Raw genomic sequence first — 25,976 nt, 5'->3', positions numbered from 1 at the left:
TCAGGCGTCGACGGTCTTGGCGCCAGTGCGAGCCGGGGCGACGAGACCTGCGCCGGTGTCGGCCGAATAGAGATGGATCGAATCCTGATCGATCGCGATGCCGATCCGGTCGCCGGTCTTCAGCGAGACCGAACCGGTCATGGCGACGGCGAAGGGCAGGCCATCGAAATCGGCATGCACGACGCGGCTCGCGCCCAGTTCTTCGATGAAGTCGGCGGTCGCAACGAGGGCACCCGATGCATCCGGAGAGACGAGGCGGGCAGCTTCGGCGCGTACGCCGAGAACGACACGTTGGCCGGCGAGCTGCTTGCCACGCTCGGCCGGAAGGGCGACGGTACGGCCCTCGTCATAGATGAAGGTGCCGTGTTCATTGACGCGGCCCTCCAGCAGGTTCATCGCCGGCGTGCCGACGAAACCGGCGACGAAGCGGCTTGCCGGGTAGTGATAGACCTCTTCCGGCGTGCCGACCTGCTCAACATTGCCGGCATTCATGACGATGATGCGGTCGGCAAGCGTCATGGCCTCGTTCTGGTCGTGCGTAACGAAGATCGAGGTGGCGCCGAGGCGGCGATGCAGACGGCGGATTTCCGCACGCATGGCGATACGCAGCTTGGCGTCGAGGTTCGACAGCGGCTCGTCGAAGAGGAAAACCTTCGGTTCGCGGATCATCGCACGGCCCATGGCGACGCGCTGGCGCTGGCCACCCGAAAGGGCGGCCGGGCGGCGCTCGAGGAAGGGCTCGAGGCTGAGTGCTTTGGCGACGTCGGCGATGCGACGATCGCGTTCAGCCTTCGGCACACCGGCGACCTTGAGCGCATAACCGATATTCTCGGCAACGCTCATATGCGGATAGAGCGCGTAGTTCTGGAAGACCATGGCGCAGCCACGTTCACGCGGCTCGAGTTGGTTGACCACGCGACCGTCGATCGCAATTTCGCCCCCGGTGATTTCTTCCAGGCCGGCGACCATGCGCAACAGCGTGGACTTGCCGCAGCCGGACGGACCGAGGATGACGATGAATTCGCCCGACTGGATTTCGAGATCGACGCCGTGAACGACGGCATTCTTGCCGTAGCTTTTCTTCACGCCACGGATGGAGATCGGTGCCAAGGGTCTGTTCCTTTCACTTCTCGGTGGAAATAAGGCCGCGCACGAACCAACGCTGCATCAGAATGACGAGGATCAACGGCGGCGACATGATGATCAATGTCCCGGCCATTGCGACGTTCCAGTCGGGCAGGCCGAATTCGGAGGGAATGAGTGTCTTGAGCTGGGTAACAGCAATGCCGAACTTCGGATCGGTGGTGATCAGGAGTGGCCAGAGATACTGGTTCCAGGCCCAGACGAACATGATGGTGAAAAGTGCAATCATGTTCGGGCGCGACAGCGGCAACAGCACGTCCCAGAAGAATCGAACCGGGCCCGAGCCATCCATCTTCGATGCTTCGGCAAGCTCATCGGGAACCGTCAGGTAGAACTGGCGGTAGAGGAAGGTACCGGTCGCGGTGGCGACCATCGGCAGCACGAGACCCGGATAGGARTTCAGMAGACCCCATTCRAGCTTGATCTGGAYGCCGGTGAYCTGSGCRAYRAGCCAGCTKATGCCGGTRACRTCGAGGATCGYCTGGAARGGCTGMAGCGCATTGGCSGCRATCGAATAGGTCGGCACGATGCGCACTTCCAGCGGCAGCATCAGTGTGATGAAGATGATCCAGAAGATCAGATAGCGGCCGCGGAAGCGGAAATAGACGATCGAGAAGGCGGCCATGGCCGAGAGGATGACCTTGCCGGCGCCGACCGTGGCAGCGAAGATGACGCTGTGAAACAGCTTGTTGCCGAGATCGGCGCGAACCCAGGCAGTCTGCACGTTCTCCCAGAAATGGCTGCTCGGGACCAGCGGCAGCGGCACGCGGTTGACTGTCTCGAGATCAAGCGTCGATGCGACGATCACGATCAGGAAAGGCAGGAGTGCGATCACCAGGCCGAGTGCGAGCAGGGTGTAGCAGACGAAATTGAATATTGGCGTGCGTTCGATCATGTTTGCGACCTCACTTGTAGTGCACGCGCCGCTCGATGAAGCGGAACTGGAAAATGGTGAGCAGGATGACGAGCCCCATCAGGATCATGGATTGCGCTGCAGCGCCGGAATAATCGAGGCCCCTGAAGCCGTCGAAATAGATCTTGTAGACCATGAGATCCGTGGCGCGCGCCGGACCGCCCTGGGTCATGACGTCGACGATACCGAAGGAATCCTGGAAGCTTTCGGTGATATTAATGACGAGCAGGAAGAACAGCGTCGGTGTAAGCAGCGGCAGCTGGATATCCAGCATGCGGCGCAGCGGCCCCGAGCCGTCCATGGCGGCCGCCTCGATCAGCGAGCGTGGAATGCCCTGCAACGCCGACAGGAAGAAAATAAAGTTGTAGCCGATATATTTCCAGGAAAAGGCGATGACGACGGCGATCATGGCATCCTTGCCGTCGAGCGCCGGGTTCCAGAGGCCGGGCCAGACCTGGTTGATGACCGACAGAAGACCAGCCTCCGGCGCCAGGATGAAGCGGAAGGCAAGGCCGAGAGCGGGAGCGGCAATCGCATAGGGCCAGATGAAGACCGACCGGTAGATTTTATGGCCGCGCAGTTCACGATCCGTCAGAAGCGCCAGGATGAGCGCCAGCCCCATGGCGATAACAGTCGAACTGAAGCCGAAGATCATGCTGCGGGTGACGGAGTCCCAATAGACCGGGTCGCTTAGCAGCAGTTTGAAATTGTCGAAACCGACCCAGGCATTGCCCCCGCCCCATGGCTGCTCGAGCGTGAACGCCCAATACAGCGCCTGCGCGCTCGGCCAGTAGAAGAAGACGAAGATCAGCAGCAGCATCGGAAATGCAAAGAGAAGGCCGATCGTCGTCGAGGAGAAAGTGACGCGCTTTTCCATGAGTGGTCGTTTTCGTCCTGGTTTGGTTCTGGCGCGGGCGGGCGATGTCGCTGCCGCAGCCGGTAGGAAATTTATAAAGGCGCACCCGGCGCGCCAAGAGCGGGCCGGGTGCGGCTCATATCAGTCGATTAGGGGAGCTGAACGCCCTTGTAGGTCTGCTGGAAGCGACGCAGGAGCTGGTTGCCACGGTCAGCAGCAGAGTCGAGCGAAGCCTGGACATCGGCATTGTTGACGAAGATTGCCTGCAGGCCGTTAGCGATTTCGGTACGAACCTGGAGCAGGCCACCGAGGCGGATGCCCTTGGCAGACGTGTCGCCAGCCGGGGAAGCGGTCAGGCTCTGAATGGCAAGTTCGCGACCGGCATAGGGAGCCTTGTCGTAGAAGCCCTGCTTCTTCAGGTATTCGAAGCCGGAATTACGAACCGGGATGTAGCCGGTAACGGTTGACCAGGTGAGAGCTTCTTCCGGCTTTGCGATGAAGTTGAAGAAGGCAGCGGCAGCCTTGTATTCGGCGTCCGAATGACCCTTCAGAACCCAGAGCGAAGCGCCGCCGACGTAGGAGCTGTGACGGGTCGCATCGCCATAGGTCGGGAGCATCGAAACGCCCCAGTTCATGCCCTGCTTGGCGGTGCGGCCGACATTGCCATGGTCGCCAACCGAGGTCAGGATGACCTGGCAATCGCCAGCGGAGAAAGCTTCAACGAAGGTCTGGCCAACGGCCTTGTTCTTGATGACGGCGAGCTTGTTGTCGTACCAGGACTTCAGGTCCTTAACGTAGCTGACGAGCATCGGGTTCTTGTTGAACACCAGCTCGGCGTCGAGGCCTTCAAAGCCGTTCTTCTTCGTAGCGATCGCTTCGCCGTTGACGGCTTCGAACTGCTCGATGTACTGCCAGACTTCGTTGTTGGAGATGTCGAAGCCGAGCGGGCAAGCATAGCCTGCGTCCTTGAGGGCCTTGAAGTCTTCGCCTGCTTCCTTCCAGGTTGCCGGAGCATGGTCCTTGCCGATCTTGGCGAAGGCGTCCTTATTCCAATAGAGCAGAGCCGTCGAGGAGTTGAAGGGGAAGGAGTACATCTCGCCCTTCGACGTTGCGTAGTAGCCGGCGATACCGGAGAAATAGTCCTTCCAGTCAACATTGTAGCCCATGTCGCTCATGAGCTTGTTGGCCGGATAGTAGGCGCCCGAAAGCATGATGTCGAGCGTGCCGGCATCCGAAACCTGAGCGATGGTCGGCTGCTTGCCGGCGCGGAAGGCAGCAATCGTATTCTGCAGCGAGGCGTCGTAGGAGCCCTGGCTGGTGCAGACGACTTCGTAGTCGCCCTGGGATTGGTTGAAACGGTCGCACTGTTCCTGAACGCGCTTTGCGATGTCGCCCGAGTTACCGAACCAGAAATCAATCTTGGTCTTTTCGGCGGCGGCGGCAGGACCAGCAGCAAGGAAGGCTGTAGCGAGAAGGGCGCCTACGGCGCCGAGAAGCTTGGCTTGCATGAGAACCCTCGAAAAATAGGACGCGCCCCCTCTTGAGCGCACGCCCTATTAACTGGTTCAATTTGCGGTAACCAATGAAGTTTCTATGACATGAATAGAGTAGAAAGTTTCTGTCACAAAATATTCATGTGCAAATTTTGTGAACTTTTCATCGAACATCGATGCCTTAATTTCCCGCTGTCCACTGAAGTGATCGCCTATATTCCATTTATATATGAAATATAGCTCGAACGATGAAAGCTGCCGTGCCTATTCAATTCTATTAATAGCCATTATTATTAGGCCGATTTCAAAAATCTCTCGAATGCTCGACCAGAAACAACCTGCTGTCAGGAGAATTCGACCTCGGAAATAGCTTTGCACAGCTGTGCGTTGAGCTGCAAAAATACGACATATGATATTCATTTTGCGACATTTTGATCATTTTGCCTATTTCTTGGGCGCTTCCGGTGTCGGTGAACCGCGTATCCAAGTTCCTGCGCCTGCCAGTTTCTCGCTGTCGCCTGACTGGGCCAGAGGCCAGTCATCCTTCATGCGCCAGTTTTCCGGCCTCCAGAATGCGTTTTGCGAGTTTCAGATGCGGCAGATCGAGCATACGCCCATCGATCTGGATGACGCCGGTGTCCGGCGAGGTGGCGAAGGCAGCCACGACTTTTTCTGCCCAGGCGATCTCCGCCGCATCCGGTGTAAAGGCGTGGTTGATCGGTTCGACCTGGCTCGGATGGATTGCCATCATCCCCGAGAAGCCATCGCGTCGGGCGCGAGCAGCATAGGCCGCGAGACCGTCGAGATCGCGGAAGTCGGGATAGACGGTCTCGATGGCAGGAACCGCTGCGGCGTGCGCGCCAAACAGCACCAGGGATCGGGCCAGCTCATAGGGCGCGGTATAACGTCCGTCTGCCTCGCGTGCGGTCGCAGCGCCGATGGCGGCAGGAAGATCTTCCGCGCCCCAGGTCAGCCCGAAGAGATGAGAGGCGACATCTCTGTAGCTGCCGATCTCGAAGATGGCGACCGGTGTCTCCGTCGCGATCGGTAGGATAGGGACAGTGGATGACAGGCGGCCTGCGAGCTGGCGCACCGAAGCTGCGCCTTCGGCCTTCGGCAACATGATCGCGAAGGGATTGATATTGCCGAGCGCAACGAGATCGTCTTCACAGGCTGACGTAGTGAGGGGATTGATGCGAATAACAAGCGCTGCATCGGTTGCGCGGCGCGCGACGAAGTCGTGCACGGCGTCTCGCGCCAGCGGCTTGTTCTGCGCGGAAACGGAATCTTCCAGATCGAGGATGACGGCATCGGCGCCGCAGGCGAGCGCCTTGTCGAAACGCTCCGGCCTGTCGCCGGGCACGAACAGCAGCGAGCGCAGCCTCATAACGGCTTCACCTGCAGCATGGCCGTGCGCAGGCACTGGCAGACAATCTCGTTTCGCTGATTCAGCGTGACATGCTTGAACGTGACGATCCCGGCATCGGGCCGCGAGTTGGAGCGCCTGAGCTCCGTCACTTCGGTTTCCACACGAAGCGTATCACCGATGAAAACCGGCTTCGGCATCGTCACCTTGTCGTAACCGAGATTGGCGACCAGCGTGCCAAGTGTCGTGTCGCCGACCGAGAGACCGACGGTAAGCGCGAAGGTGAAGGTGCCGTTGACGACGATGCGGCCGAATTCGGTGCCCGCCGCATAATCTGCATCGAGGTGCAGTGGTTGCGGATTATGGGAGAGCGTCGTGAAGAGCAGGTTGTCGGTTTCCGTGACCGTGCGGCGGATCTGGTGGGCAATCCGGTCGCCGACCGTCCATTCGTCGAAGTAGCGGCCGGCCATCAGTCCTCTCCCTTCACGACACTGACGACGAGCTGGTTTTCCGAGACCCGGGCGCCCACGGCGACTGGCAACTTGCCGACAATGCCGTCAAAGGGTGCGCGCAGCGTATGTTCCATCTTCATCGCCTCAACCGTCAGCAGCCTGTCGCCTTTGACAACGCGATCGCCCTCCGCGATATCAACGGAAATGACGAGGCCCGGCATCGGCGAAAGGATTGCGCCATCGCCGGGGCCCTGATGTGCTTCGACTTCACTGGCGACGGGAAGGCCGATCGGCCAGGCATTGCCGCCATCAAAGAGGACCACGGTGTCGCCGGACCTGACGGCATTGGTGTCGAGGCCTGGGCGCACATGCCCCCAATAGAGATGGTCGCCGATCCGGACGCGCGTGCGGCTATCGCTTGCTCCTGATATGCGCAGGCCGGCGAGGGCCGACCAGGGATCGGTCCCTTCCTTTGCCAAGGCCGTCGCCGCCCTGTCGATAGTCGTCTCGTCGGGCACCTTCGGCAGCAAGGCCTCACCGTGACGGTCGAGAAAGCCCGTATCGAGTTTTGCCGTGCGGAAATCCGCGTCGGCGGCAACGCGGGCGAGCAGGCCGGCATTGGATTTCACCGGCCAGATTTCGATGCTTTCGCAGGCCCTGGTGAGCCTGGCGAGGGCTGCGTCACGATTTGGGCCGTGAGCGATGATCTTGGCGATCATCGGATCGTAGAAGGCGGTGATCTCGTTGCCTTCGTCGACGCCGCTGTCGACCCGGACATTTTGGGGCAAGCGCAGATGATCCAGGCGGCCGATCGAGGGCAGGTAGCCGGCAGCAGGGTTTTCGGCGTAAAGGCGAGCCTCGAAAGCCCAGCCGTTCATGAGGATATCGTCTTGCCCCTTCGGCAGCGGCTCGCCGGCTGCGACCTCCAATTGCCAGAGTACCAGATCCTCACCGGTGATAGCTTCGGTGACAGGGTGTTCCACCTGCAGCCTCGTGTTCATCTCCATGAACCAAATACGATCCGGGCGCAGACCTTCGGAGGCATCGGCAATGAATTCGATGGTGCCTGCCCCGATATAGTTCACCGCCTTCGCAGCCCTGACCGCCGCCTCGCAGATTGAGGCGCGGGTGGTGGCGTCGAGGCCGGGGGCGGGTGCCTCCTCAATCACCTTCTGGTGCCGGCGCTGCAGCGAGCAGTCGCGTTCGAAGAGGTGGACGCAATTGCCGAAGCGGTCGGCGAAGACCTGCACCTCGATATGGCGCGGATTGGCGATATAGCGCTCGATCAGCACGCGGTCGTCGCCGAAGGACGAGGCCGCCTCGCGGCGGCAGGAGGCGAGCAGTTCGGCAAAGTCTTGCCGATGATCGACACGGCGCATACCCTTGCCGCCGCCGCCCGCGACAGCTTTGATGAGCACGGGATAGCCCGTCGCATCGGCCTCGGCAGCAAGCCTTTCTCCGCTCTGATCCGCTCCCATATAGCCAGGTGTGACCGGCACGCCGGCGGTCTGCATCAGCTGCTTGGCAGCATCCTTCAGCCCCATGGCACGGATCGCGGCAGGTGGCGCACCAACCCAGATAATGCCGGCATTCTCCACGGCTTCGGCAAACTCGGCATTTTCCGACAGGAAGCCGTAACCGGGATGGATTGCGGCCGCGTTCGTCCTGCGGGCGGCCTCCAGAATGCGCTTCTGTGAAAGATAACTCTCGCGAGCAGGCGCTGGGCCGATGGCAAGAGCCTCGTCCGCCTCTGCCACGAAGGGCAGGCCGGCATCGGCCTCTGAATAAACAGCAATGGTGCGGATGCCGAGGGCTTTCGCCGTGCGGATGATCCGACGAGCGATTTCACCCCTGTTGGCTATGAGCAAGCTTTCCATCATCGCGCCACCTCACATCCGGAAGACGCCGAAGCGCGGCCCTTTGGGGATCGGCGCGTTCAGACAGGCGGAAAAGGCAAGGCCCAGCACATCGCGCGTCTGGCGCGGATCGATGATGCCGTCGTCCCAGAGGCGTGCGGTGGCGTAGTAGGGATTGCCCTCGGCCTCGTAACCGGCGCGGATCGGCGCCTTGAAAGCTTCTTCATCCTCGACCTGCCAGCTTTCGCCGCGCGCCTCCATCGCATCACGGCGGATGGTGGCAAGCACGGAGGCCGCCTGCTCGCCGCCCATCACGCTGATGCGGCTGTTCGGCCAGGTGAACAGAAAACGTGGGCGATAGGCGCGGCCGCACATGCCGTAATTGCCGGCGCCGAAACTGCCGCCGACGATGACGGTGACCTTGGGTACGGTGGCAGTCGCAACCGCGGTGACGAGTTTTGCCCCGTCCTTGGCGATACCGCCAGCCTCATAACGGCCGCCGACCATGAAGCCCGATATGTTCTGCAGAAACAGCAGTGGCACGCGGCGCTGGCAGGCAAGCTCGATGAAATGCGCGCCCTTCAGCGCGCTTTCGGAAAACAGCACGCCGTTATTGGCGATGATGGCGACCGGCATGCCCCAGATACGGGCAAAACCGCAAACCAGCGTCGTGCCATAGAGCGGCTTGAATTCATGCAGCTCGGAACCATCGACGATGCGGCCGATGACCTCGCGAACGTCATAGGGCGAGCGCACATCCTCCGGGATGATACCGTTGAGATCTTCCGGATCGAGTTTTGGCGGACGTGGTACTTGAATGTCGATATCGACTGATTTCACGCTATTGAGGCTGGCGACGATATCGCGCACGAGAAGCAACGCATGCTCGTCATTTTCGGCGACGTGATCGACGACACCGGAGCGACGGCCATGGGTTTCGGCGCCGCCGAGCTCTTCGGCCGAGATGATCTCGCCGGTCGCGGCCTTCACCAGAGGCGGGCCGGCAAGGAAGATCGTACCCTGATTGCGCACGATGACTGTCTCGTCGGACATGGCTGGCACATAGGCGCCGCCCGCCGTGCAGCTTCCCATGACGCAGGCAATCTGCGGAATGCCTTCGGCCGACATCTGTGCCTGATTGTAGAAGATCGCCCCGAAATGATCGCGGTCGGGAAAGACCTCGGCCTGATGCGGGAGATTGGCGCCGCCGCTGTCGACAAGGTAGATACAGGGCAGCCGGTTCTGCATGGCGATCTCCTGCGCCCGCAGATGTTTCTTCACCGTGACAGGGAAATAGGCACCACCCTTCACCGTCGCATCATTGGCGACGATCATCACCTCGCGGCCGGAAACGCGGCCTATGCCGGTAATGATGCCGGCACCCGGCGCCTCGTCATTATACATGCCGTTCGCCGCCAGCGTGCCGATCTCCAGGAAGGGGCTGCCGGCATCGAGCAGCAGCTGGATGCGGTCGCGCGGCAGGAGCTTGCCCTTGCCGGTATGGCGCTCGCGCGCTGCCTGCGAGCCACCTCCACGGGTCTTTGCAGAGCGGTCGTAGAGCGCGTCGATCAGTCCTTTGTTATTGATTGTGTTGGCCTTGAAGGTCTCGCTGTCGCGATCGATGTCAGAGGAAATCACCGTCATGATGCGATGAGCTCCCGGCCGATCAGATAGCGGCGAATCTCGTTGGTTCCGGCGCCGATATCGTAGAGCTTGGCATCGCGCAGGAAGCGTTCGACCGGCCACTCCTTGGTATATCCGGCACCGCCGAGCGCCTGGATCGCCTCCAGCGACACTTTCACGGCATTCTCACTCGCAAACAGGATCGCGGCCGCCGCATCCGAGCGGGTCGTGCGACCGGCGTCGCAGGCGCGGGCGACGGAATAGACGTAGGCGCGCGATGAATTCAGCGCGACATACATATCGGCGATCTTGCCCTGCATCAGCTGGAAGTCGCCGATCGCCTTGCCGAACTGCTTGCGCTCCCGCACATAGGGCAGCACCACGTCGAGGCAGGCCTGCATGATGCCAAGCGGACCGGCAGCGAGCACTGCACGCTCATAATCGAGGCCGGACATCAGGATCTTCACGCCGTCGCCTTCCCGCCCCATCAATGCTTCTGCCGGTACCTCGCAATCCTGAAAGACCAATTCCGCCGTATCGCTGCCGCGCATGCCGAGCTTGGAGAGCTTTTTTGAAACGCTGAAACCGGGCATCCCTTTCTCGATGATGAAAGCCGAAATACCCTTCGGTCCGGCGGCCGGATCGGTCTTTGCGTAGACGACGAGCACATCGGCATGCGGCGCATTGGTGATCCAGAACTTCGTCCCGTTAAGGAGGTAGCGATCACCCCTGCGTTCCGCCTTGAGCCGCATGGAAACGACATCCGAGCCGGAGCCGGCTTCGGACATGGCAAGCGAGCCGACATGTTCACCGGAAATCAGCTTTGGCAAATAGCGTTGCTTCTGCTCCGGTGTGGCCCAGCGGCGGATCTGGTTGACACAGAGATTGGAATGGGCGCCGTAGCTTAAGCCCACGGAAGCCGAGGCACGCGAGACTTCCTCCATGGCAACGACATGTTCGAGATAGCCGAGACCGGCACCGCCGAATTCTTCTTCCACGGTGATGCCGTGCAGACCAAGCGCGCCCATCTGCGGCCAGAGCTGGCGTGGAAATGTGTTGCTTTCATCGATCTCCGCTGCGAGCGGAGTAATCGTATCGGCGGCAAATCGCGCGGTCGCGTCGCGGATCGCGTCCGCGGTTTCGCCCAGCGAAAAATCAAACATGGCATTCCTCCCGCTACAATATGTAGCGCGGGTTGCTGCCGCTTCAAAGCTCTCTCGAACGAAGCCTATTCCCACTGTGCCGATTTCGCTTCCTCGCGGCGGAAGGCATCGGGGCTCTTGCCCATCCATTTCCGGAAGGCGCGAAAGAAGGCGCTGGGTTCGGAATAGCCGAGCTGCACGGCGATTTCGCCGATGGTCTTCGACGTGTTCAATAGCATGTCGATGGCGAGGTCTCGGCGGATATCGTCCTTGATGCCGGCATAGCTCTGGCCCTCGTCATGCAGGCGATGGCGGAGCGTCGAGGATGGCAGGCGCATCTCGGCAGCGAGTGTCTGGAAGCTCGACCAGGCGGCGGGAGAGGTCTGCGAGAGACGACGGCGCACGGCAGCAGCAATGCCGGCATCATAGCGATAGCGCACGAGGATATTGGCGGGCGCGCCCCGCAGAAATTGCTTCAATGCCTGTTCGCTGCGCGAAATCGGCAGATCGAGCAAAGCGCTGTCGAAACCGAGCCGGCTGATCGGTTGCGAGAAACGCACCGGCGCACCGAAAAAGAGCCGGTAATCGGCGCCTTGGTTTGGCTCTTCGCATCGGAAATCGACAAGGCGGATCGGGATACGCCGGCCGACAAGCCAGCAGATGATGCCATGCAGGATGATCCAGTAGGTGCGATAGGCGAAGGCCGAGCGCGGCTCGCCTGCGTCGCGAAGCTCAATCTGAGCCAGCCCGTCGCGGATAACGAGCGTACCACGCGGATCGTCCAGCACCACGTCGAGGAAACGCAAGGCCCGCCGCAGGGCGTGGCCGAGCGTGGGCGCGTGCAGCACGCAATGGCAGAGCAGGGTGAAGCTGCCGCTACGCATCGGTCGGGCGCCCATGCCGAAGAATTCGTCGTCGAGTTCGGCGGCGATCGCTAGCCACAATGCGCCATAGGCCTCAGCTGAAAAAGGTTGATCGATCCGCTGCGGCAGGCCGAGCTTGGTCAGAAGAGACGGCGTCGGCCTCCCGAGGCGGCGCAGGCTGTCGAGCGCTTCCTCGACGAAGCCCGGTGCGATCATGCGTCGCTCGATTTCGGCCATCGCTGCTTCACTCCGGTAAACCAATATGGCAAAACTGGCCGAAATAATGGGGCAATTCTGTCATCGCTTGCAATAGGGCGAGGGAATAGAATCCCTGTTAAGGCGGACTCTGGAGGAGATGTCTGTCGGGCAGGGAGGAGCGATCCGTGCAAATCCGCGGCGCAAGTTTCATCGTTACCGGTGGCGGCTCAGGGCTCGGGGCGGCGACTGCACGCATGCTCGTCGAAGCCGGCGGGCGCGTGACGATTGCCGATCTCAATCTCGATGCAGGCGAGGCGATCGTCCGTGAACTGGGACAGGATGCGCGCTTCATCAAGGCCGACGTGACCGACGAAAAGGACGGTGCGGCGGTGATTGCCACGGCCGTGGATGCTTTCGGCCCGCTTCGCGGGCTTATCAACTGCGCCGGCGTAGCGCCGGCCGAGAAAGTGGTCGGCCGCGAGGGGCCGCACCGGCTGGAGAGCTTTGCCCGTACGATCGGAATCAATCTCATCGGTACCTTCAACATGATCCGGCTTGCCGCCGCCGCTATCGAGGCTGTGCAACCGGATGCGGAGGGCGAACGGGGCGTGATCGTCAATACGGCCTCGGCCGCCGCCTTCGACGGACAGATCGGTCAGGCGGCCTACGCCGCCTCCAAGGGCGGTGTCGCCGCGATGACGCTGCCGATCGCCCGCGAACTTGCGCGTCACGGCATCCGCACCGTGTCGATCGCGCCCGGCATTTTCGAAACGCCGATGATGGCCGGCATGCCGGCGGAGGTGCGGGAAGCACTTGGCAAGAGCGTGCCTTTCCCATCGCGTCTTGGGCATCCGGCGGAATTCGCCGCGCTGGTGCGTCATATCCTGGAAAACAGCATGCTGAACGGCGAGGTCATCCGCCTCGACGGCGCATTGCGTATGGGCGCGCGATAAGCGCCTGGCCCGAAGGAGGAAACATGACCCTGCAGGATCCTATCGTCGTCGTCGGTGCAGCCCGCACGCCGATCGGCAGTTTTCAGGGTGAACTCAAGGATGCTGCGGCTCCGGAGCTCGGCGCAACCGCAATCCGCGCGGCCCTGCAACGCAGTGGCGTCGAGGCGGATGCAATCGAGGAGGTCGTTTTCGGTTGCGTACTGCCGGCCGGTCAGGGTCAGGCGCCGGCCCGCCAGGCGGCGATCCATGCCGGGTTGCCCTTTGCGACAGGGGCAAGCACCGTCAACAAGATGTGCGGCTCTGGCATGAAGGCAGTCATGATGGCCCATGACCTGATTGCGGTGGGAAGCGCTTCCGTGGCGGTCGCGGGCGGCATGGAAAGCATGACCAATGCGCCCTATCTCCTTGATCGTGCCCGTGCGGGTTACAGGCTCGGTCATGGGCGGGTCGTGGATCATATGTTCCTCGACGGACTGGAGGATGCGTATGACAAGGGGCGCTTGATGGGCAGCTTCGCGGAGGATTGCGCCGAAGCCTATCAGTTTACACGCGAGGCGCAGGACACCTATGCGGTCACGTCGCTGACGCGGGCGCAGAAGGCGATTGCCGAAGGTTATTTTGACAGCGAAATCGTGCCCGTGACGGTGAAGTCCGGCAAGGCCGAGCACGTGGCAAACTGTGACGAACAGCCGGGCAAGGCGAGGCCTGACAAGATCCCGACCCTGAAGCCGGCCTTTCGTGACGGCGGCACGGTGACGGCCGCCAATTCCAGTTCGATTTCCGATGGTGCGGCAGCGCTCGTTCTGATGCGCCGCTCGGAGGCGGATCGCCGCGGCCTGAGACCGCTTGCCACCATCCTCGGCCATGCCACGCATTCGCAGGCCCCCAATCTCTTCGCCACCGCGCCGATCGGTGCTTTGCAAAAGCTTTCGGATCGCACCGGCCTGCCGCTCTCCGAGGTCGATCTCTTCGAAATCAACGAGGCCTTTGCCGTCGTTGCCTTGGCGGCGATGCGCGACCTCGACCTGCCGCATGACAAGGTCAATGTACATGGTGGCGCTTGCGCACTTGGCCATCCGATCGGTGCGTCCGGAGCCCGTATTCTGGTGACGCTTCTGTCGGCGCTGGAGCGTTACGACCTGAAGCGCGGCATGGCCGCACTTTGCATCGGCGGCGGTGAGGCAACCGCCGTCGCCATCGAGCGGCATTAGGGAAGGAGGAGGGCCGATGATCCTTTCCGAACTTCAGCAGCAGATCCGCGATCTCGCTCGCGACTTCGCCCGCGAGCGGCTGGCACCGGGCGCGGCCAAACGCGACCGGGAACATCTCTTTCCGCGCGAAGAGTTGAAGGAGATGGGCGAACTCGGTCTACTTGGCATGCTCGTGCCTGAGACCTACGGCGGATCGGATACTGGCGTCATCGCCTATGCTGCGGCACTGGAAGAGATCGCCGCCGGCGACGGACCCTGCTCGACCATCATGAGTGTGCACAGTTCGGTCGGCTGCGTGCCGATCCTGAAATTCGGCAATGAAGAGCAGCGGCAACGTTTCCTGCCGAAGCTTGCCAGCGGCGAGTGGATCGGCGGTTTTGCGCTGACGGAGCCGCAGGCGGGCTCGGATGCCTCGAACCTGAAAACGCGGGCGCGGCGCAATGGCGATCACTATGTGCTCGACGGCGCCAAGCAGTTCATCACCTCGGGCAAGAACGGACAGGTCGTCATTGTCTTTGCCGTCACTGATCCGGATGCCGGCAAAAAGGGCATCACCGCCTTCATCGTGCCGACCGATACGCCTGGTTATGAGGTTATCCGCGTTGAGGAAAAGCTCGGTCTGCATTCCTCCGACACCTGCCAGATCGCCTTCACCGGCATGCGCATTCCGGCCGAGCTCAGGCTCGGTGAGGAGGGTGAGGGCTATCGTATCGCGCTTGCCAATCTCGAGGGCGGACGGATCGGAATTGCGGCGCAGGCCGTCGGCATGGCGCAGGCGTCCTTCGAGGCGGCGCGCGACTATGCTCGTGAACGGACTGCCTTCGGCAAGCCGATCATCGAACACCAAGCCGTTGCCTTCCGGCTCGCCGACATGGCGACGCGGATCGAGGCGGCGCGCCAGCTCGTCTTCCATGCGGCCTCGCTAAGGGAGGCGGGACAGCCATGCCTGTCGGAGGCTTCGATGGCCAAGCTCTTTGCCTCTGAGATGGCCGAGCGTGTCTGCTCAGATGCGATCCAGATCCATGGTGGCTATGGTTACATAGCCGACTATCCGGTGGAGCGGATCTATCGCGATGTGCGCATCTGCCAGATCTATGAGGGAACAAGCGACGTGCAGCGTATGGTGATTGCCCGCAACCTATAACGATAAGGTCCGGCTTCTGGAGGAGAGGAGCGGGGCCGATAGAGGGAGGAAAAAGACCACATGGTGGAATCTGCTCGTTTGAGCCTGCATGTCCCCGAACCCGCCGTCCGTCCGGGCGGCCATCCCGATTTTTCCAATGTCAAGATCGCCAAGGCCGGGTCGGTGCCGAGGCCGGAGGTCGATGTCGCGTCTGAAGACATCCGCGAGCTTGCTTATTCGATCATTCGCGTGCTGAACCGCGACGGCGAGGCGGTCGGTCCTTGGGCAGGGTCTTTGACGGACGAGGAATTGCTGACCGGGCTTCGAAACATGATGAAGCTGCGCGCTTTCGATGCCCGCATGTTGATGGCGCAGCGGCAGGGCAAGACCTCCTTCTACATGCAGCATCTCGGCGAAGAGGCGGTCAGCTGCGCCTTCCGTAAGGCGTTGCAAAAGGGAGACATGAATTTCCCGACCTATCGCCAGGCTGGCCTCTTGATCGCCGACGACTACCCGATGGTCGAGATGATGAACCAGATCTACTCGAACGAGAGTGATCCGCTGCGCGGGCGTCAGCTCCCCATCATGTATTCCTCCAAGGAGCACGGCTTTTTCACGATCTCGGGCAATCTCGCCACGCAATATGTGCAGGCGGTCGGCTGGGCCATGGCCTCGGCGATCAAGAATGACAGCCGCATTGCCGCGGCCTGGATTGGTGACGGCTCGACGGCGGAATCGGACTTCCATTCGGCCCTGGTCTTTGCTTCCACCTACAAGGCGCCTGTTATCCTCAACATCGTCAACAATCAGTGGGCGATCTCCACCTTCCAGGGTATTGCCCGCGGCGGCTCCGGCACATTTGCCGCCCGTGGCCTCGGCTTCGGCATTCCGGCGCTGCGGGTCGATGGCAACGATTATCTTGCCGTCCATGCCGTTGCTCGCTGGGCGGCTGAACGCGCCCGGCGTAATCTTGGCCCGACGCTGATCGAATATGTCACCTATCGCGTCGGCGCCCATTCGACCTCCGACGATCCGAGCGCCTATCGCCCGAAGACGGAATCGGAAGCCTGGCCGCTCGGCGATCCCGTCCTGCGGCTGAAGAAACACCTGATCGTCAGGGGCGTCTGGTCGGAGGAGCGCCATACTCAGGCCGAAGCGGAGATCCTGGATGAGGTGATCGAGGCCCAACGTCAAGCCGAGGGGCACGGCACGCTGCATGACGGCGGCAAGCCCTCGGTGCGCGACATCTTCGAAGGCGTCTATGCCGAGATGCCGCCGCATATCCGCCGCCAGCGGCAGAAGGCGGGGTACTGACATGGCCCGGATGACGATGATCGAGGCCGTACGCAGCGCCATGGATGTCTCGATGGCGCGCGATGACAATGTCGTGGTCTTCGGCGAGGATGTCGGTTACTTCGGCGGCGTCTTCCGCTGCACGCAGGGCCTGCAGGCGAAATACGGCAAGACGCGCTGCTTCGACACGCCGATCAGCGAATCCGGCATTGTCGGCACGGCGATTGGCATGGCGGCCTATGGGCTGAAGCCCTGCGTCGAAATCCAGTTCGCCGATTATATGTATCCGGCTTACGACCAGCTAACGCAGGAGGCGGCGCGTATCCGCTACCGCTCAAACGGCGATTTCACCTGCCCGATTGTCGTGCGCATGCCGACCGGCGGCGGCATTTTTGGCGGCCAGACCCACAGTCAGAGCCCGGAAGCGCTCTTCACCCATGTCTGCGGCCTGAAAGTGGTGGTGCCGTCCAATCCCTATGACGCCAAGGGCCTGCTGATTGCCGCGATCGAGGATCCCGATCCTGTCATGTTCCTGGAGCCGAAGCGGCTCTATAACGGACCTTTCGATGGCCATCACGAGCGGCCGGTGACGCCATGGTCGAAGCATGATCTTGGCGAGGTACCGGAGGGACATTTTACGATCCCGATCGGCAAGGCTGAGGTACGGCGCACGGGCTCGGCTGTGACGGTCGTTGCCTACGGCACGATGGTGCATGTGGCGCTCGCCGCCGCCGAAGATGCCGGCATCGATGCGGAGGTGATCGATCTCCGGAGCCTTTTGCCGCTCGACCTCGATACGATCGTCAAATCCGTCGCCAAGACCGGGCGCTGCGTCGTCGTGCATGAAGCAACCCTGACATCGGGTTTCGGTGCGGAGGTCGTTTCGCTGGTGCAGGAACATTGCTTCTACCATCTGGAAGCCCCGGTCGTGCGCGTCGCCGGCTGGGATACGCCCTATCCGCACGCGCAGGAGTGGGACTATTTCCCCGGACCCGGCCGCGTCGGACGCGCGCTTGCCGAAGTGATAGAGGCCTGAACCATGGGCGAATTCATCATCAAGATGCCCGATGTCGGCGAAGGTGTTGCCGAGGCAGAGCTTGTCGAATGGCATGTGAAGACCGGCGATCCAGTGCGCGAGGACATGGTGATCGCCGCCGTCATGACCGACAAGGCCACCGTGGAAATTCCCTCGCCCGTCAGCGGCACGGTGACCTGGCTAGCCGGTGAGATCGGCGATCGGATTGCCGTCAAGGCGCCGCTGGTGCGAATCGAGACGGCAAGCGGGGCCGGAGAGGCGGAACCCGAGACCGTCCCTCAGCCGCAGCCCGCTGAGCCGGTGAAAGCAGAAGCTCCGAAGGCTGTTCCAAAGGCACGGGCGCCGGCAGCTTCGCCGGCCGAAAAGCCGCTCGCTGCGCCATCGGTACGGCTGTTTGCCCGCGAGAGCGGCGTAGATCTAAGGCAGGTGCAGGGCACAGGTCCGGCCGGCCGCATCCTACGCGAAGATATCGAGCAGTTTCTGAACCAGGGTTTGGCGCCCGCTCCGGCGCGTACCGGCCTGGCAAAGAAGACGACGACCGAAGAGATCAAGCTGACCGGTCTTCGGCGCCGCATTGCTGAAAAGATGGTGCTTTCGACCTCACGCATTCCCCACATCACCTATGTGGAGGAAGTGGATATGACCGCGCTCGAGGAACTACGCGCCACCATGAATGCCGACCGCAAGGCCGAGCATCCCAAGCTGACGGTGCTGCCCTTCCTGATGCGGGCGCTCGTCAAGGCGATTTCCGATCAGCCCGATGTCAACGCCACCTTCGATGATGATGCCGGCATCATCACGCGCCATAGCGCCGTGCATATCGGCATCGCCACGCAGACGCCGGCCGGGCTCACCGTGCCCGTGGTGCGGCATGCCGAAGCGCGCGGCATCTTCGATTGCGCAGTCGAAATGAGCCGGCTGGCGGAAGCGGCGCGTTCAGGTACCGCAACGCGTGACGAACTATCAGGCTCGACCATCACCATCAGTTCGCTCGGCGCTCTCGGCGGCATCGTTTCCACGCCCGTCATCAATCACCCGGAAGTGGCGATCATCGGCGTCAACAAGATCGCGACACGGCCGGTCTGGGACGGTGCGCAATTCGTGCCGCGCAAGATGATGAACCTCTCCTCCAGCTTCGATCACCGCATCATCGACGGCTGGGACGCGGCAACATTCGTGCAGCGCATCCGCACGCTGCTCGAAACGCCAGCGCTCATTTTCATCGAAGGCTGAGCCATGAAAGAGATTGTCTGCAAGCTCCTCGTCATCGGTGCAGGTCCCGGCGGTTATGTTTGCGCCATCCGTGCCGGCCAGCTCGGCATCGACACTGTCATCGTCGAGGCCGGTAAGCCGGGCGGCACCTGCCTGACGGTCGGCTGCATTCCCTCCAAGGCGCTGATTCATGCCGCAGAGGAATTCGACGCCACGCAGAAAATGCTGACGGGCAAGAATCCTATGGGCATCCGCGTCGAAGGCGCCTCGATCGATCTGGCAAAAACAATCACCTGGAAGGACGGTATCGTCGGCCGACTGACGAGCGGCGTCTCCGGCTTGTTGCAGAAGGCGCGCGTGAAGATCGTCCACGGCCGCGCTCATTTCCGCGACGGCAAGACGGTAGAGGTAGAGACGGAGACCGGCCAGCAGATCATCCGCGCCGAGACCGTCGTCATCGCCACCGGCTCCGATCCGGTTGAGCTCCCCAACCTGCCTTTTGGTGGCCGCGTTATTTCTTCGACCGAGGCGTTGTCGTTGGGCGAATTGCCGAAAAATCTCGTCGTGGTCGGCGGCGGTTATATCGGGCTGGAACTCGGGACAGCCTTCGCGAAGATGGGGTCACAGGTGACGGTGGTCGAGGCGACGCAGCAGGTGCTGCCGCAATATGATGCCGATCTCGTTCGGCCTGTCATACGCAAGATGACTGAGCGCGGCATCCGTGTCTTTACCGGCGCGAAGGCGATCGGCCTTTCCGATGCTGGCGATGGACTTGTCGTCGAAACGCCTGACGGCCGGCAGCAGGCGCTTGCCGCAGACCGTATTCTGGTGACCGTCGGCCGCCGTCCGAGAACGGCGGGCTCAGGCCTCGAAGAGCTTGATCTCGATCGCGCCGGTCCTTTTCTCAGGATCGACGATCGCTGCCGCACGTCCATGCGCGGCATCTATGCCATCGGTGATGTTACCGGCGAGCCTATGCTGGCGCATCGGGCCATGGCGCAGGGGGAAATGGTTGCGGAGATCGTTGCCGGAAAGAAACGCGCCTGGGACAAGCGCTGCATTCCGGCGATCTGCTTTACCGATCCGGAAATCGTCAGCGCCGGTCTGTCTCCGTCGGAAGCACGCGCCCAGGGTTATGATATCAGGACCGGCCAGTTTCCCTTCAGCGCCAATGGACGGGCGATGACCATGCTTTCGGAGGAAGGGTTTGTGCGGGTGGTGGCGCGGGCCGACACCAATCTGGTCCTCGGTCTGCAGGCGGTGGGCGCTGGGGTCTCCGAGCTCTCGGCCGCCTTCGCGCTTGCCATCGAAATGGGCGCGCGGCTGGAAGATATTGCGGGCACGATCCATGCTCATCCGACGCGCAGCGAGGCGGTCATGGAAGCGGCGCTGAAAGCCCTGGGGAATGCTCTTCACATTTGAGCCGCTCGCGGCCTGCCGATAGTAGAGGCTACGCTACGTTAGGTTCCGCGCCGGTCGAGCGCCGTTCGACGAGTTCTCCCGAAAGGCGGATGGTCGTGGCTGCCCGCAGCAGTGCCGATGTATCTCCCTCGATCATTTCGACGACGACGCGCACGATTTCATCGACCGGCTGGCGAAAAGTGGTGAGGTTGTAGTGTGGCCAGCCGGCCATCGGGATGTCGTCGAAGCCCGCAACGAGGATATCGTCGGGCACGCGGCAGCCTGCCTCCTCCCTGAGGGCATCGATGCCGCCGATTGCCAGAATGTCGTTGGCAAAGAAGATCGCATCGGTGCTTTTCTTGGCGGCGATTTCAAGCGCGGCCCTGCGGCCGGCATAGTAGCTGTATTCCCGGCCTTCGACCTGGACGCTCAGCGTCATGCCAAGCTCCGCGATCCGCGTGACGAAACCGTTCTGGCGTTCGCGGTTGGTGGTCGTGTGGCTGAGACCGGCGACATAGGCGACCCTGCGGGCGCCCTGCCGATGGAAATGATCGGCGATGGCGCGGGCACCCTCGACATTGTTGCAGGCGACACAGCTCAGATTCGTGTCTTCGATGACGCGGTTGATCAGGATGGCTGGCCGGCCTTCCGTCGCCCAGCTCAGCGTCGAGCCTGCCAAGATCGTCGCAGAAATGACGATGACAGCGTCCACGTTGTATCGGCGCAGTGCCGAAAGCTGCTCTTCGAGGTTTGAGCCTTTGGTGATGTTGAAGAGCAGGCTCTGCAGGCCGATGCGTTGCAGCGAGCGCGAGAGTTTTTCGATCAGGCCGGGATAGAAGGGGTTCTGCATGTCGGAGACGACGATGCCGATAATATTCGTTCGGCTCTTCGAGAGCATGCTGGCGATCGCATTCGGCTGATAGTCGACTTCTGCCGCATATTTCAGGATCCGCTCGCGCAGATCGGCTGCGATGCTTGCGCCTGGCGTGAAGGCACGCGATACAGCCGACTGGCTGACGCCAAGCATGCGCGCAAGTTCGCGGGCGGTAATCGGCTTGCGGCTGAACGCTTCGCCGGACGGTTCCCCCTGCAAGGACGGCGATCCCTGTTTGCGCATGATCCAATTCCCCGGTTTCCTCTACCTTTCCTACACCTTTTGCATTCGGATGCAACAGTTTCAACTTCCGCTTATACGCAGTCGCCAATTCGGCTGTTGATAGTTTTTCCAACTCCTGGATCCAGGCGCCCGAGTGCGTTGCAGCATCGAATATCCAATGAAATAAGGAGGTATCCGCCTTTTTGTATGCTTGATATCCGGCAGTGAGCATTTTTGCAGATTCCGGCATAAAACCTGTTCCAATTTCAATTCAATCGCCATGTTGCATACGGATGCAAATTAGAAGATGCTTCCCTCAACAACAACACCGGCGCTGAAAACGTCCGTTCTCCGAGGGTATGCCAGTGGGTACGATCATCAAGTCCGTCGAAGCTTTTCAGGTGAAATGGGAGCCCAACGAGCCGCCGGGCCGCCGCACGGCTCTCGTGCGCGTGACGACCGAAGATGGCATCGTCGGCCACGGCGAAGCCTCGCCAATGATGGGCGGCGAGCACTCGCTCGGCGTCCTCAGAGATTTCGCAGCCTCGCTCGTCGGTGCGGATGCGCTCGACCAGGCGGTCCTCTACGACCGGCTGCTGCATAAATATGTGAAGCTTGGCCCGGAAGGCGCCGTCACCGGCGCGCTTGCCGCCCTCGATATTGCCCTCTGGGACATCAAGGGCAAGCACTTCAACCAGCCGGTCTACAAGCTGCTCGGCGGCGCCTGGCGTATGGAACTGCCCTTCTATTCCTCGGTCGGCAACAATGCCGGCCGCACTGTCGATGAAACCGTTCGCGTGGTCGAGCAGCGCTGGAAGGCCGAAAAGCCGACCGCGATCAAGATCCGCTGGGACGGCGACCGCACCCGTCAGGACTACGATATTCCCGGTGACATCGCCAAGGCCAAGGCCGTGCGCAAGCTGGTGGGCGACGATTTCCCGCTCGCCTTCGATGCCAACAACCAATATTCCGTCGGCGGCGCCATCCGCGTTGGCCGCGCGCTCGAAGAGCTCGGCTATATCTGGTTCGAAGAGCCGGTCCAGCACTATAACGTGCGCGCCATGGGCGAGGTTGCCCAGCGGCTCGACATCACGGTTTCGGCTGCCGAACAATCCTATACCACCCAGGCCGTCGTCGACATGATCAATGCGGGCGTGCGCATGGTGCAGCCCGACATCATCAAGATGGGCGGCATCACCGGCCTCATGCAGTGCGCCGCGATCTGCTTTGCGCACGGCGTCGAGCTCGTTCCACATCAGACCCAGCCGACCATCGCCCATGTGGCGAACCTGCATGTGCTTGCGACGCTGATGCACAACACCAAGCCCGCCGAATTCTCCGATCCGTCGACACGCATGCATGTCGGTTTTGCCAATCCGCCGATCCCGGAAGACGGCAAGTTCAAGGTGCCGTCCGGTCCAGGCCTCGGCCTGATCGTTGAGGATGCCGAGCTCGACAAGCGGCGAAGCTGAATATTCTGACAAGTGGGAGGAAATGACATGAACCTGAGAAGACGCCAGTTTCTGGAACTGAGCGCTGCCACGGCAGCGATGAGCATGCTTGGATCAGCCGTTGCCCGTGCAGCGAGCGATCCTGACACCATCCGCATCGGCATTGCCGCCAGCGGTCCGCGCAGCAGCGATCCGAACTATACGACGCAGGGCGGCGACAACTGGGCGACCGAGCAGATGTACGAACAGCTCGTGCGCCCCGATGACGGCACCTTCGCCACGACGCCGGACCAATATCGTCCGACGCTCGCCACCGAGTGGTCCGCTTCGTCAGATGCCAAGACCTGGACCTTCAAGCTCCGCCAGGGCGTGCAGTTCCACAAGGGCTTTGGTGAAATGACGGCGGAAGACGTTGTCTTCTCGTTCAAGCGCGCCATGGCCGACGGCACGAACAAGCCGATCCTGTCGAATGTCGCAGATGTCGTCGCGAACGGCCCTTATGAGGTCGTGATCACGCTGAAGAATTCCGACGTGAACCTGCTCGGCACGACGATCTTCCTCAACAACACTTCGATCGTCTCCAAGAAGGCCTATGACCAGATCGGCGCGGACAAGTTCAAGACCGATGCCGTCGGCACCGGCCCCTACGAACTTACCCGCTTCGACAATCAGTGGGGCACTGCGCTGAAGCGCCATGAAACCTATTGGGGTGAAAAGGCCAAAGTCGCCAAGGTCGAATCCGTCTACATCGCCGATACGACGGCCCGCACGCTCGCGCTGCTCTCTGGCGACGTCGACATGATCGAGGCCGTCCGCGCACCGGGCTGGGTTGATTCCATGCTGCAGCGCGACCCGACGCTGCAGTTTGACATGACGTCGCCGGGTTCGTTCAACACGCTGCATATCAACCTGAAGCGCAAGCCGTTCGACAATATCAAGGTGCGTCAGGCGATCATGTACGCCGTAGACCGCCATGCGGTCGGCAATGCGCTGAAGCCGATGGGTGGGTTTACGGCCGGCCTGCAGCCTGACTTCTTCCCCGGCGGCTTCAAGACCGAAGACCTGCCGCCGGAGCTTCAGTACAATTACGATCCGGATAAGGCCAAGGCGCTGCTCGCCGAAGCCGGTTTCCCTGATGGTTTCGACTTCGACAGCAATGTCAGCCAGCGCGAGGACTATGCTTCCATCATGCTGATCGTGCAGGAGCAGTTGCGTTCCATCGGCATGCGCATGAACCTGCATATCGGCGACCACACCGCCTATCACGCTGACAATCAACACGACAAGAATACGCTGGCCCTGCATTCGTCCAGCTATCCGCCGATCCCGACGCAGCTCTACATCCAGCAGCTGTCGACCAAGGCGGAAGTCAAGCCGGATGGATCGGGTGGTATCAACTACAGCCATTACGGCGTGGTCATGCCTGGTATCGACGACCTGCTCGCCAAGGCACTGCAGGCGACCGACTACAAGGCCTATGTCGATTACTGCAAGCAGATCGAACTTCAGGTCCTGCGCGACCTGCCGCTGATCGGTATGTCGACGCTCTCCTTTACGGTTGCCCGCAATGCACGCCTCGACCTCGGCTACAAGGTGCAGAGCGGCTATGCGCGCTGGCGCTTCCACCACGCGACCAAGAAGGCCTGATTTCCAGGTCGCGATGAATGCGAGTGAATGAACATGGCTAGATATTTTCTCCTCCGGCTGGCGGATGCCATTCCGACAATCTGGCTGGTGCTCACGCTCGTGTTCATCGCGATGCGGATCCTGCCGGGTGATCCGGCGATTGCGGCTCTGGGAGACATGGCTCTCCCGGAGCAGCTCGCCGCCTTTCGCCACAAAATGGGGCTCGATGTGCCGCTGTGGCAGCAGTACATCAACTTTTTGATTGGCGTGCTCAGCCTCGATTTCGGCCAGTCCTACATGAATGGCGAACCGGTGCTGAACCTGATCGCTGTCAATCTGCCCTATACGATCGAACTCACCGTTGCGGCGATGATCATCGGCGTCGGTGCCGGTGTGCCTTTCGGCGTGCTTGCTGCGACCCATCGCGACCGGCTGCCGGATTCCGGCATGCGTCTCTTTTCGCTGCTCGGCTATGCCATTCCGGACTTCTATCTCGGCGCGCTGCTCCTGATCGGATTTGCGCTGAACCTTGGCTGGTTCCCGATCAATGGCGGCGGCGATGGTTTCATGGATCGCATGTACCATATCGTGCTACCGGCGTTGACGCTTGCACTCGTCAAAGCGGCCTTCATCGGCCGGCTGTCGCGGACCGCGCTTCTGGAAACGCTCGGTAAGGATTATGTCCGCACCGCCCGCGCCAAGGGTGCCCGTGAACCGCGCGTCATCTATCGCCACGGTCTGCGCAATGCGTTGCTGCCGCTTTCGACCGGCATGGGGCTCAGCCTGCTTGCCACGCTGTCAGGGTCGGTCGCCGTCGAGCTGGTCTTCAACAGGCCGGGCCTCGGACGTCTTCTCATCCAGGCGATCAACGAGCGTGACTACGGCATCATCCAGGGTGGCGTCGTTGTCTTTGCGCTCCTCGTCCTTCTCATCAATCTGGTGATGGATCTTCTCTACATCGTCATCGATCCAAGAATCCGGGTGAAATAATGAGCATCATCACGCAAACGCCGGGATCCCCCTCGCAGGCCTTTGAGCAGCCTTCGCTGGCGCCTGCGCCCGGCCTGCTGTCGCTTCTGTCCCGAACACTGCTCCGGCGGCCCTCGACGCTTTTCGCGTTGGCAATCGCGCTCGTCTTCTTCGTGATTGCGGTCTTCGCACCGGTGCTTGCGCCCTATGATCCGCTGGCCCAAAGCATCCTCTCGATCAACAAGATGCCATCGGCCGCCCACTGGCTCGGCACCGATCAGTTCGGGCGCGACGTTCTCTCGCGCATGATCCACGGGTCGCGCAACTCGCTGCTGTTCGGCCTGATTTCGCCTGTGCTTGCGGCGCTAGTCGGCACCGCGCTTGGCGTGACCGCCGGCTATTTCGGCGGGCTGATCGATCGCATCATCAGCCGCTTCATCGACCTGCTGCTCGCCTTCCCGGAATTGTTGCTGGCGATCATTATCGCCGCCGTGCTCGGCGGCGCCTTCTGGAATATCATTGCCGTCATCACCGTTGCCTTCATTCCGGGTTTTGCCCGTGTGGCCCGCGCCTCGACGCTGGCGGTCAAGCAGGAGCCCTATGTTGAAGCGGCGGTCGCGGTCGGCGTGCGCACGCCGACGATTATTTTACGCCACATCATTCCGAACATTGCAGCCCCCATCGTCGTGTTGATGACGCT

The 25,976-nt window shown here is 61.5% G+C and carries 22 protein-coding genes; 11 read left to right on the top strand and 11 right to left on the bottom strand.

What is annotated here, in order from left to right; translation table 11 throughout:
• The 10 genes from ugpC to AC1DM5_RS30805 all read right to left on the bottom strand — a co-directional run bounded on the left by ugpC (position 1) and on the right by AC1DM5_RS30805 (position 11,944).
• Entirely contained in the window at positions 1-1,110 is a 1,110-nt protein-coding gene (gene ugpC / locus AC1DM5_RS30850; RefSeq protein WP_477818825.1) for a sn-glycerol-3-phosphate ABC transporter ATP-binding protein UgpC, read from the bottom strand.
• Between the two features lie 13 nt (positions 1,111-1,123).
• Positions 1,124-2,038, bottom strand: a complete 915-nt coding sequence (locus AC1DM5_RS30845; RefSeq protein WP_477976526.1) for an ABC transporter permease subunit — start codon at positions 2,036-2,038, stop codon at positions 1,124-1,126.
• A 10-nt stretch (positions 2,039-2,048) separates the two neighbouring features.
• Complete coding sequence (locus AC1DM5_RS30840; RefSeq protein WP_007816980.1) at positions 2,049-2,933, bottom strand: carbohydrate ABC transporter permease; 885 nt, start codon at positions 2,931-2,933, stop codon at positions 2,049-2,051.
• A gap of 128 nt (positions 2,934-3,061) precedes the next feature.
• Positions 3,062-4,420 carry an extracellular solute-binding protein gene (locus AC1DM5_RS30835; RefSeq protein ID WP_477818823.1) on the bottom strand — a complete coding sequence of 453 codons (1,359 nt, stop codon included), beginning with the start codon at positions 4,418-4,420 and terminating at the stop codon, positions 3,062-3,064.
• A gap of 523 nt (positions 4,421-4,943) precedes the next feature.
• Entirely contained in the window at positions 4,944-5,792 is an 849-nt protein-coding gene (locus AC1DM5_RS30830; protein ID WP_477818822.1) for an HpcH/HpaI aldolase/citrate lyase family protein, read from the bottom strand.
• Positions 5,789-6,241, bottom strand: a complete 453-nt coding sequence (locus AC1DM5_RS30825) for a MaoC family dehydratase (protein ID WP_477818821.1) — start codon at positions 6,239-6,241, stop codon at positions 5,789-5,791. The genes AC1DM5_RS30830 and AC1DM5_RS30825 overlap by 4 nt, the downstream gene beginning before the upstream one ends.
• Entirely contained in the window at positions 6,241-8,103 is a 1,863-nt protein-coding gene (locus AC1DM5_RS30820; RefSeq protein ID WP_477818820.1) for an acetyl/propionyl/methylcrotonyl-CoA carboxylase subunit alpha, read from the bottom strand. Before AC1DM5_RS30820 ends, AC1DM5_RS30825 begins: the two co-directional genes overlap by 1 nt.
• 9 nt (positions 8,104-8,112) lie before the next feature.
• On the bottom strand, positions 8,113-9,723 hold the full coding sequence (locus AC1DM5_RS30815) for a carboxyl transferase domain-containing protein (RefSeq protein WP_477818819.1): 1,611 nt from the start codon (positions 9,721-9,723) through the stop codon (positions 8,113-8,115).
• Positions 9,720-10,865, bottom strand: a complete 1,146-nt coding sequence (locus AC1DM5_RS30810) for an isovaleryl-CoA dehydrogenase (RefSeq protein WP_477818818.1) — start codon at positions 10,863-10,865, stop codon at positions 9,720-9,722. Before AC1DM5_RS30810 ends, AC1DM5_RS30815 begins: the two co-directional genes overlap by 4 nt.
• 65 nt (positions 10,866-10,930) lie before the next feature.
• Positions 10,931-11,944: an AraC family transcriptional regulator gene (locus tag AC1DM5_RS30805; protein WP_477818817.1), complete on the bottom strand. Its 1,014-nt coding sequence runs from the start codon at positions 11,942-11,944 to the stop codon at positions 10,931-10,933.
• A 146-nt stretch (positions 11,945-12,090) separates the two neighbouring features.
• Here AC1DM5_RS30805 and AC1DM5_RS30800 point away from each other — a divergent pair, with 146 nt between their 5' ends.
• The 7 genes from AC1DM5_RS30800 to lpdA are packed head-to-tail and all read left to right on the top strand — an operon-like array spanning position 12,091 to position 20,155.
• Positions 12,091-12,858 carry a 3-hydroxyacyl-CoA dehydrogenase gene (locus tag AC1DM5_RS30800; RefSeq protein ID WP_477818816.1) on the top strand — a complete coding sequence of 256 codons (768 nt, stop codon included), beginning with the start codon at positions 12,091-12,093 and terminating at the stop codon, positions 12,856-12,858.
• A gap of 23 nt (positions 12,859-12,881) precedes the next feature.
• Positions 12,882-14,069, top strand: a complete 1,188-nt coding sequence (locus AC1DM5_RS30795) for an acetyl-CoA C-acyltransferase (protein ID WP_477818815.1) — start codon at positions 12,882-12,884, stop codon at positions 14,067-14,069.
• 16 nt (positions 14,070-14,085) lie between these two features.
• Positions 14,086-15,213 (top strand): acyl-CoA dehydrogenase family protein, encoded by a 1,128-nt coding sequence (locus tag AC1DM5_RS30790; protein WP_477818814.1) that lies wholly within the window; start codon positions 14,086-14,088, stop codon positions 15,211-15,213.
• Positions 15,214-15,273: 60 nt separating this feature from the next.
• On the top strand, positions 15,274-16,506 hold the full coding sequence (locus AC1DM5_RS30785) for a thiamine pyrophosphate-dependent enzyme (protein ID WP_037097466.1): 1,233 nt from the start codon (positions 15,274-15,276) through the stop codon (positions 16,504-16,506).
• 1 nt (position 16,507) lies between these two features.
• Positions 16,508-17,521 carry an alpha-ketoacid dehydrogenase subunit beta gene (locus tag AC1DM5_RS30780; RefSeq protein ID WP_477818813.1) on the top strand — a complete coding sequence of 338 codons (1,014 nt, stop codon included), beginning with the start codon at positions 16,508-16,510 and terminating at the stop codon, positions 17,519-17,521.
• A 3-nt stretch (positions 17,522-17,524) separates the two neighbouring features.
• On the top strand, positions 17,525-18,754 hold the full coding sequence (locus AC1DM5_RS30775; RefSeq protein WP_477818812.1) for a dihydrolipoamide acetyltransferase family protein: 1,230 nt from the start codon (positions 17,525-17,527) through the stop codon (positions 18,752-18,754).
• Positions 18,755-18,757: 3 nt separating this feature from the next.
• A complete protein-coding gene (lpdA, locus tag AC1DM5_RS30770) occupies positions 18,758-20,155 on the top strand; it encodes a dihydrolipoyl dehydrogenase (RefSeq protein WP_477818811.1) in 1,398 nt (465 codons plus the stop codon).
• 28 nt (positions 20,156-20,183) lie between these two features.
• Here lpdA and AC1DM5_RS30765 read toward each other — a convergent pair whose 3' ends face one another.
• On the bottom strand, positions 20,184-21,251 hold the full coding sequence (locus tag AC1DM5_RS30765; RefSeq protein WP_477818810.1) for a LacI family DNA-binding transcriptional regulator: 1,068 nt from the start codon (positions 21,249-21,251) through the stop codon (positions 20,184-20,186).
• A gap of 344 nt (positions 21,252-21,595) precedes the next feature.
• Between AC1DM5_RS30765 and AC1DM5_RS30760 the strand changes: the two genes are divergently transcribed.
• The 4 genes from AC1DM5_RS30760 to AC1DM5_RS30745 form a co-directional block, all read left to right on the top strand.
• Positions 21,596-22,702 (top strand): mandelate racemase/muconate lactonizing enzyme family protein, encoded by a 1,107-nt coding sequence (locus tag AC1DM5_RS30760; protein ID WP_477818809.1) that lies wholly within the window; start codon positions 21,596-21,598, stop codon positions 22,700-22,702.
• Between the two features lie 27 nt (positions 22,703-22,729).
• Positions 22,730-24,328 carry an ABC transporter substrate-binding protein gene (locus AC1DM5_RS30755; RefSeq protein WP_477818808.1) on the top strand — a complete coding sequence of 533 codons (1,599 nt, stop codon included), beginning with the start codon at positions 22,730-22,732 and terminating at the stop codon, positions 24,326-24,328.
• A gap of 27 nt (positions 24,329-24,355) precedes the next feature.
• Entirely contained in the window at positions 24,356-25,297 is a 942-nt protein-coding gene (locus tag AC1DM5_RS30750; RefSeq protein WP_477818807.1) for an ABC transporter permease, read from the top strand.
• A partial coding sequence (locus AC1DM5_RS30745; protein WP_477976524.1) for an ABC transporter permease occupies positions 25,297-25,976 on the top strand: 680 nt, incomplete at its 3' end. The genes AC1DM5_RS30750 and AC1DM5_RS30745, both read left to right, overlap by 1 nt.

Source organism: Rhizobium sp. 01T437 (assembly GCF_056398505.1).
The sequence above is the reverse complement of the archived record's forward strand: the minus strand, read 5'-3'. Positions and strand labels throughout refer to the sequence as shown.

Coding starts and splice junctions, on each gene's coding strand:
- AC1DM5_RS30840 (WP_007816980.1), bottom strand. CDS start 2,933: ATGGAAAAGCGCGTCACTTTCTCCTCGACGACGATCGGCCTTCTCTTT.
- AC1DM5_RS30835 (WP_477818823.1), bottom strand. CDS start 4,420: ATGCAAGCCAAGCTTCTCGGCGCCGTAGGCGCCCTTCTCGCTACAGCC.
- AC1DM5_RS30830 (WP_477818822.1), bottom strand. CDS start 5,792: ATGAGGCTGCGCTCGCTGCTGTTCGTGCCCGGCGACAGGCCGGAGCGT.
- AC1DM5_RS30825 (WP_477818821.1), bottom strand. CDS start 6,241: ATGGCCGGCCGCTACTTCGACGAATGGACGGTCGGCGACCGGATTGCC.
- AC1DM5_RS30820 (WP_477818820.1), bottom strand. CDS start 8,103: ATGATGGAAAGCTTGCTCATAGCCAACAGGGGTGAAATCGCTCGTCGG.
- AC1DM5_RS30815 (WP_477818819.1), bottom strand. CDS start 9,723: ATGACGGTGATTTCCTCTGACATCGATCGCGACAGCGAGACCTTCAAG.
- AC1DM5_RS30810 (WP_477818818.1), bottom strand. CDS start 10,865: ATGTTTGATTTTTCGCTGGGCGAAACCGCGGACGCGATCCGCGACGCG.
- AC1DM5_RS30805 (WP_477818817.1), bottom strand. CDS start 11,944: ATGGCCGAAATCGAGCGACGCATGATCGCACCGGGCTTCGTCGAGGAA.
- AC1DM5_RS30795 (WP_477818815.1), top strand. CDS start 12,882: ATGACCCTGCAGGATCCTATCGTCGTCGTCGGTGCAGCCCGCACGCCG.
- AC1DM5_RS30790 (WP_477818814.1), top strand. CDS start 14,086: ATGATCCTTTCCGAACTTCAGCAGCAGATCCGCGATCTCGCTCGCGAC.
- AC1DM5_RS30785 (WP_037097466.1), top strand. CDS start 15,274: ATGGTGGAATCTGCTCGTTTGAGCCTGCATGTCCCCGAACCCGCCGTC.
- AC1DM5_RS30780 (WP_477818813.1), top strand. CDS start 16,508: ATGGCCCGGATGACGATGATCGAGGCCGTACGCAGCGCCATGGATGTC.
- AC1DM5_RS30775 (WP_477818812.1), top strand. CDS start 17,525: ATGGGCGAATTCATCATCAAGATGCCCGATGTCGGCGAAGGTGTTGCC.
- lpdA (WP_477818811.1), top strand. CDS start 18,758: ATGAAAGAGATTGTCTGCAAGCTCCTCGTCATCGGTGCAGGTCCCGGC.
- AC1DM5_RS30765 (WP_477818810.1), bottom strand. CDS start 21,251: ATGCGCAAACAGGGATCGCCGTCCTTGCAGGGGGAACCGTCCGGCGAA.
- AC1DM5_RS30755 (WP_477818808.1), top strand. CDS start 22,730: ATGAACCTGAGAAGACGCCAGTTTCTGGAACTGAGCGCTGCCACGGCA.
- AC1DM5_RS30750 (WP_477818807.1), top strand. CDS start 24,356: ATGAACATGGCTAGATATTTTCTCCTCCGGCTGGCGGATGCCATTCCG.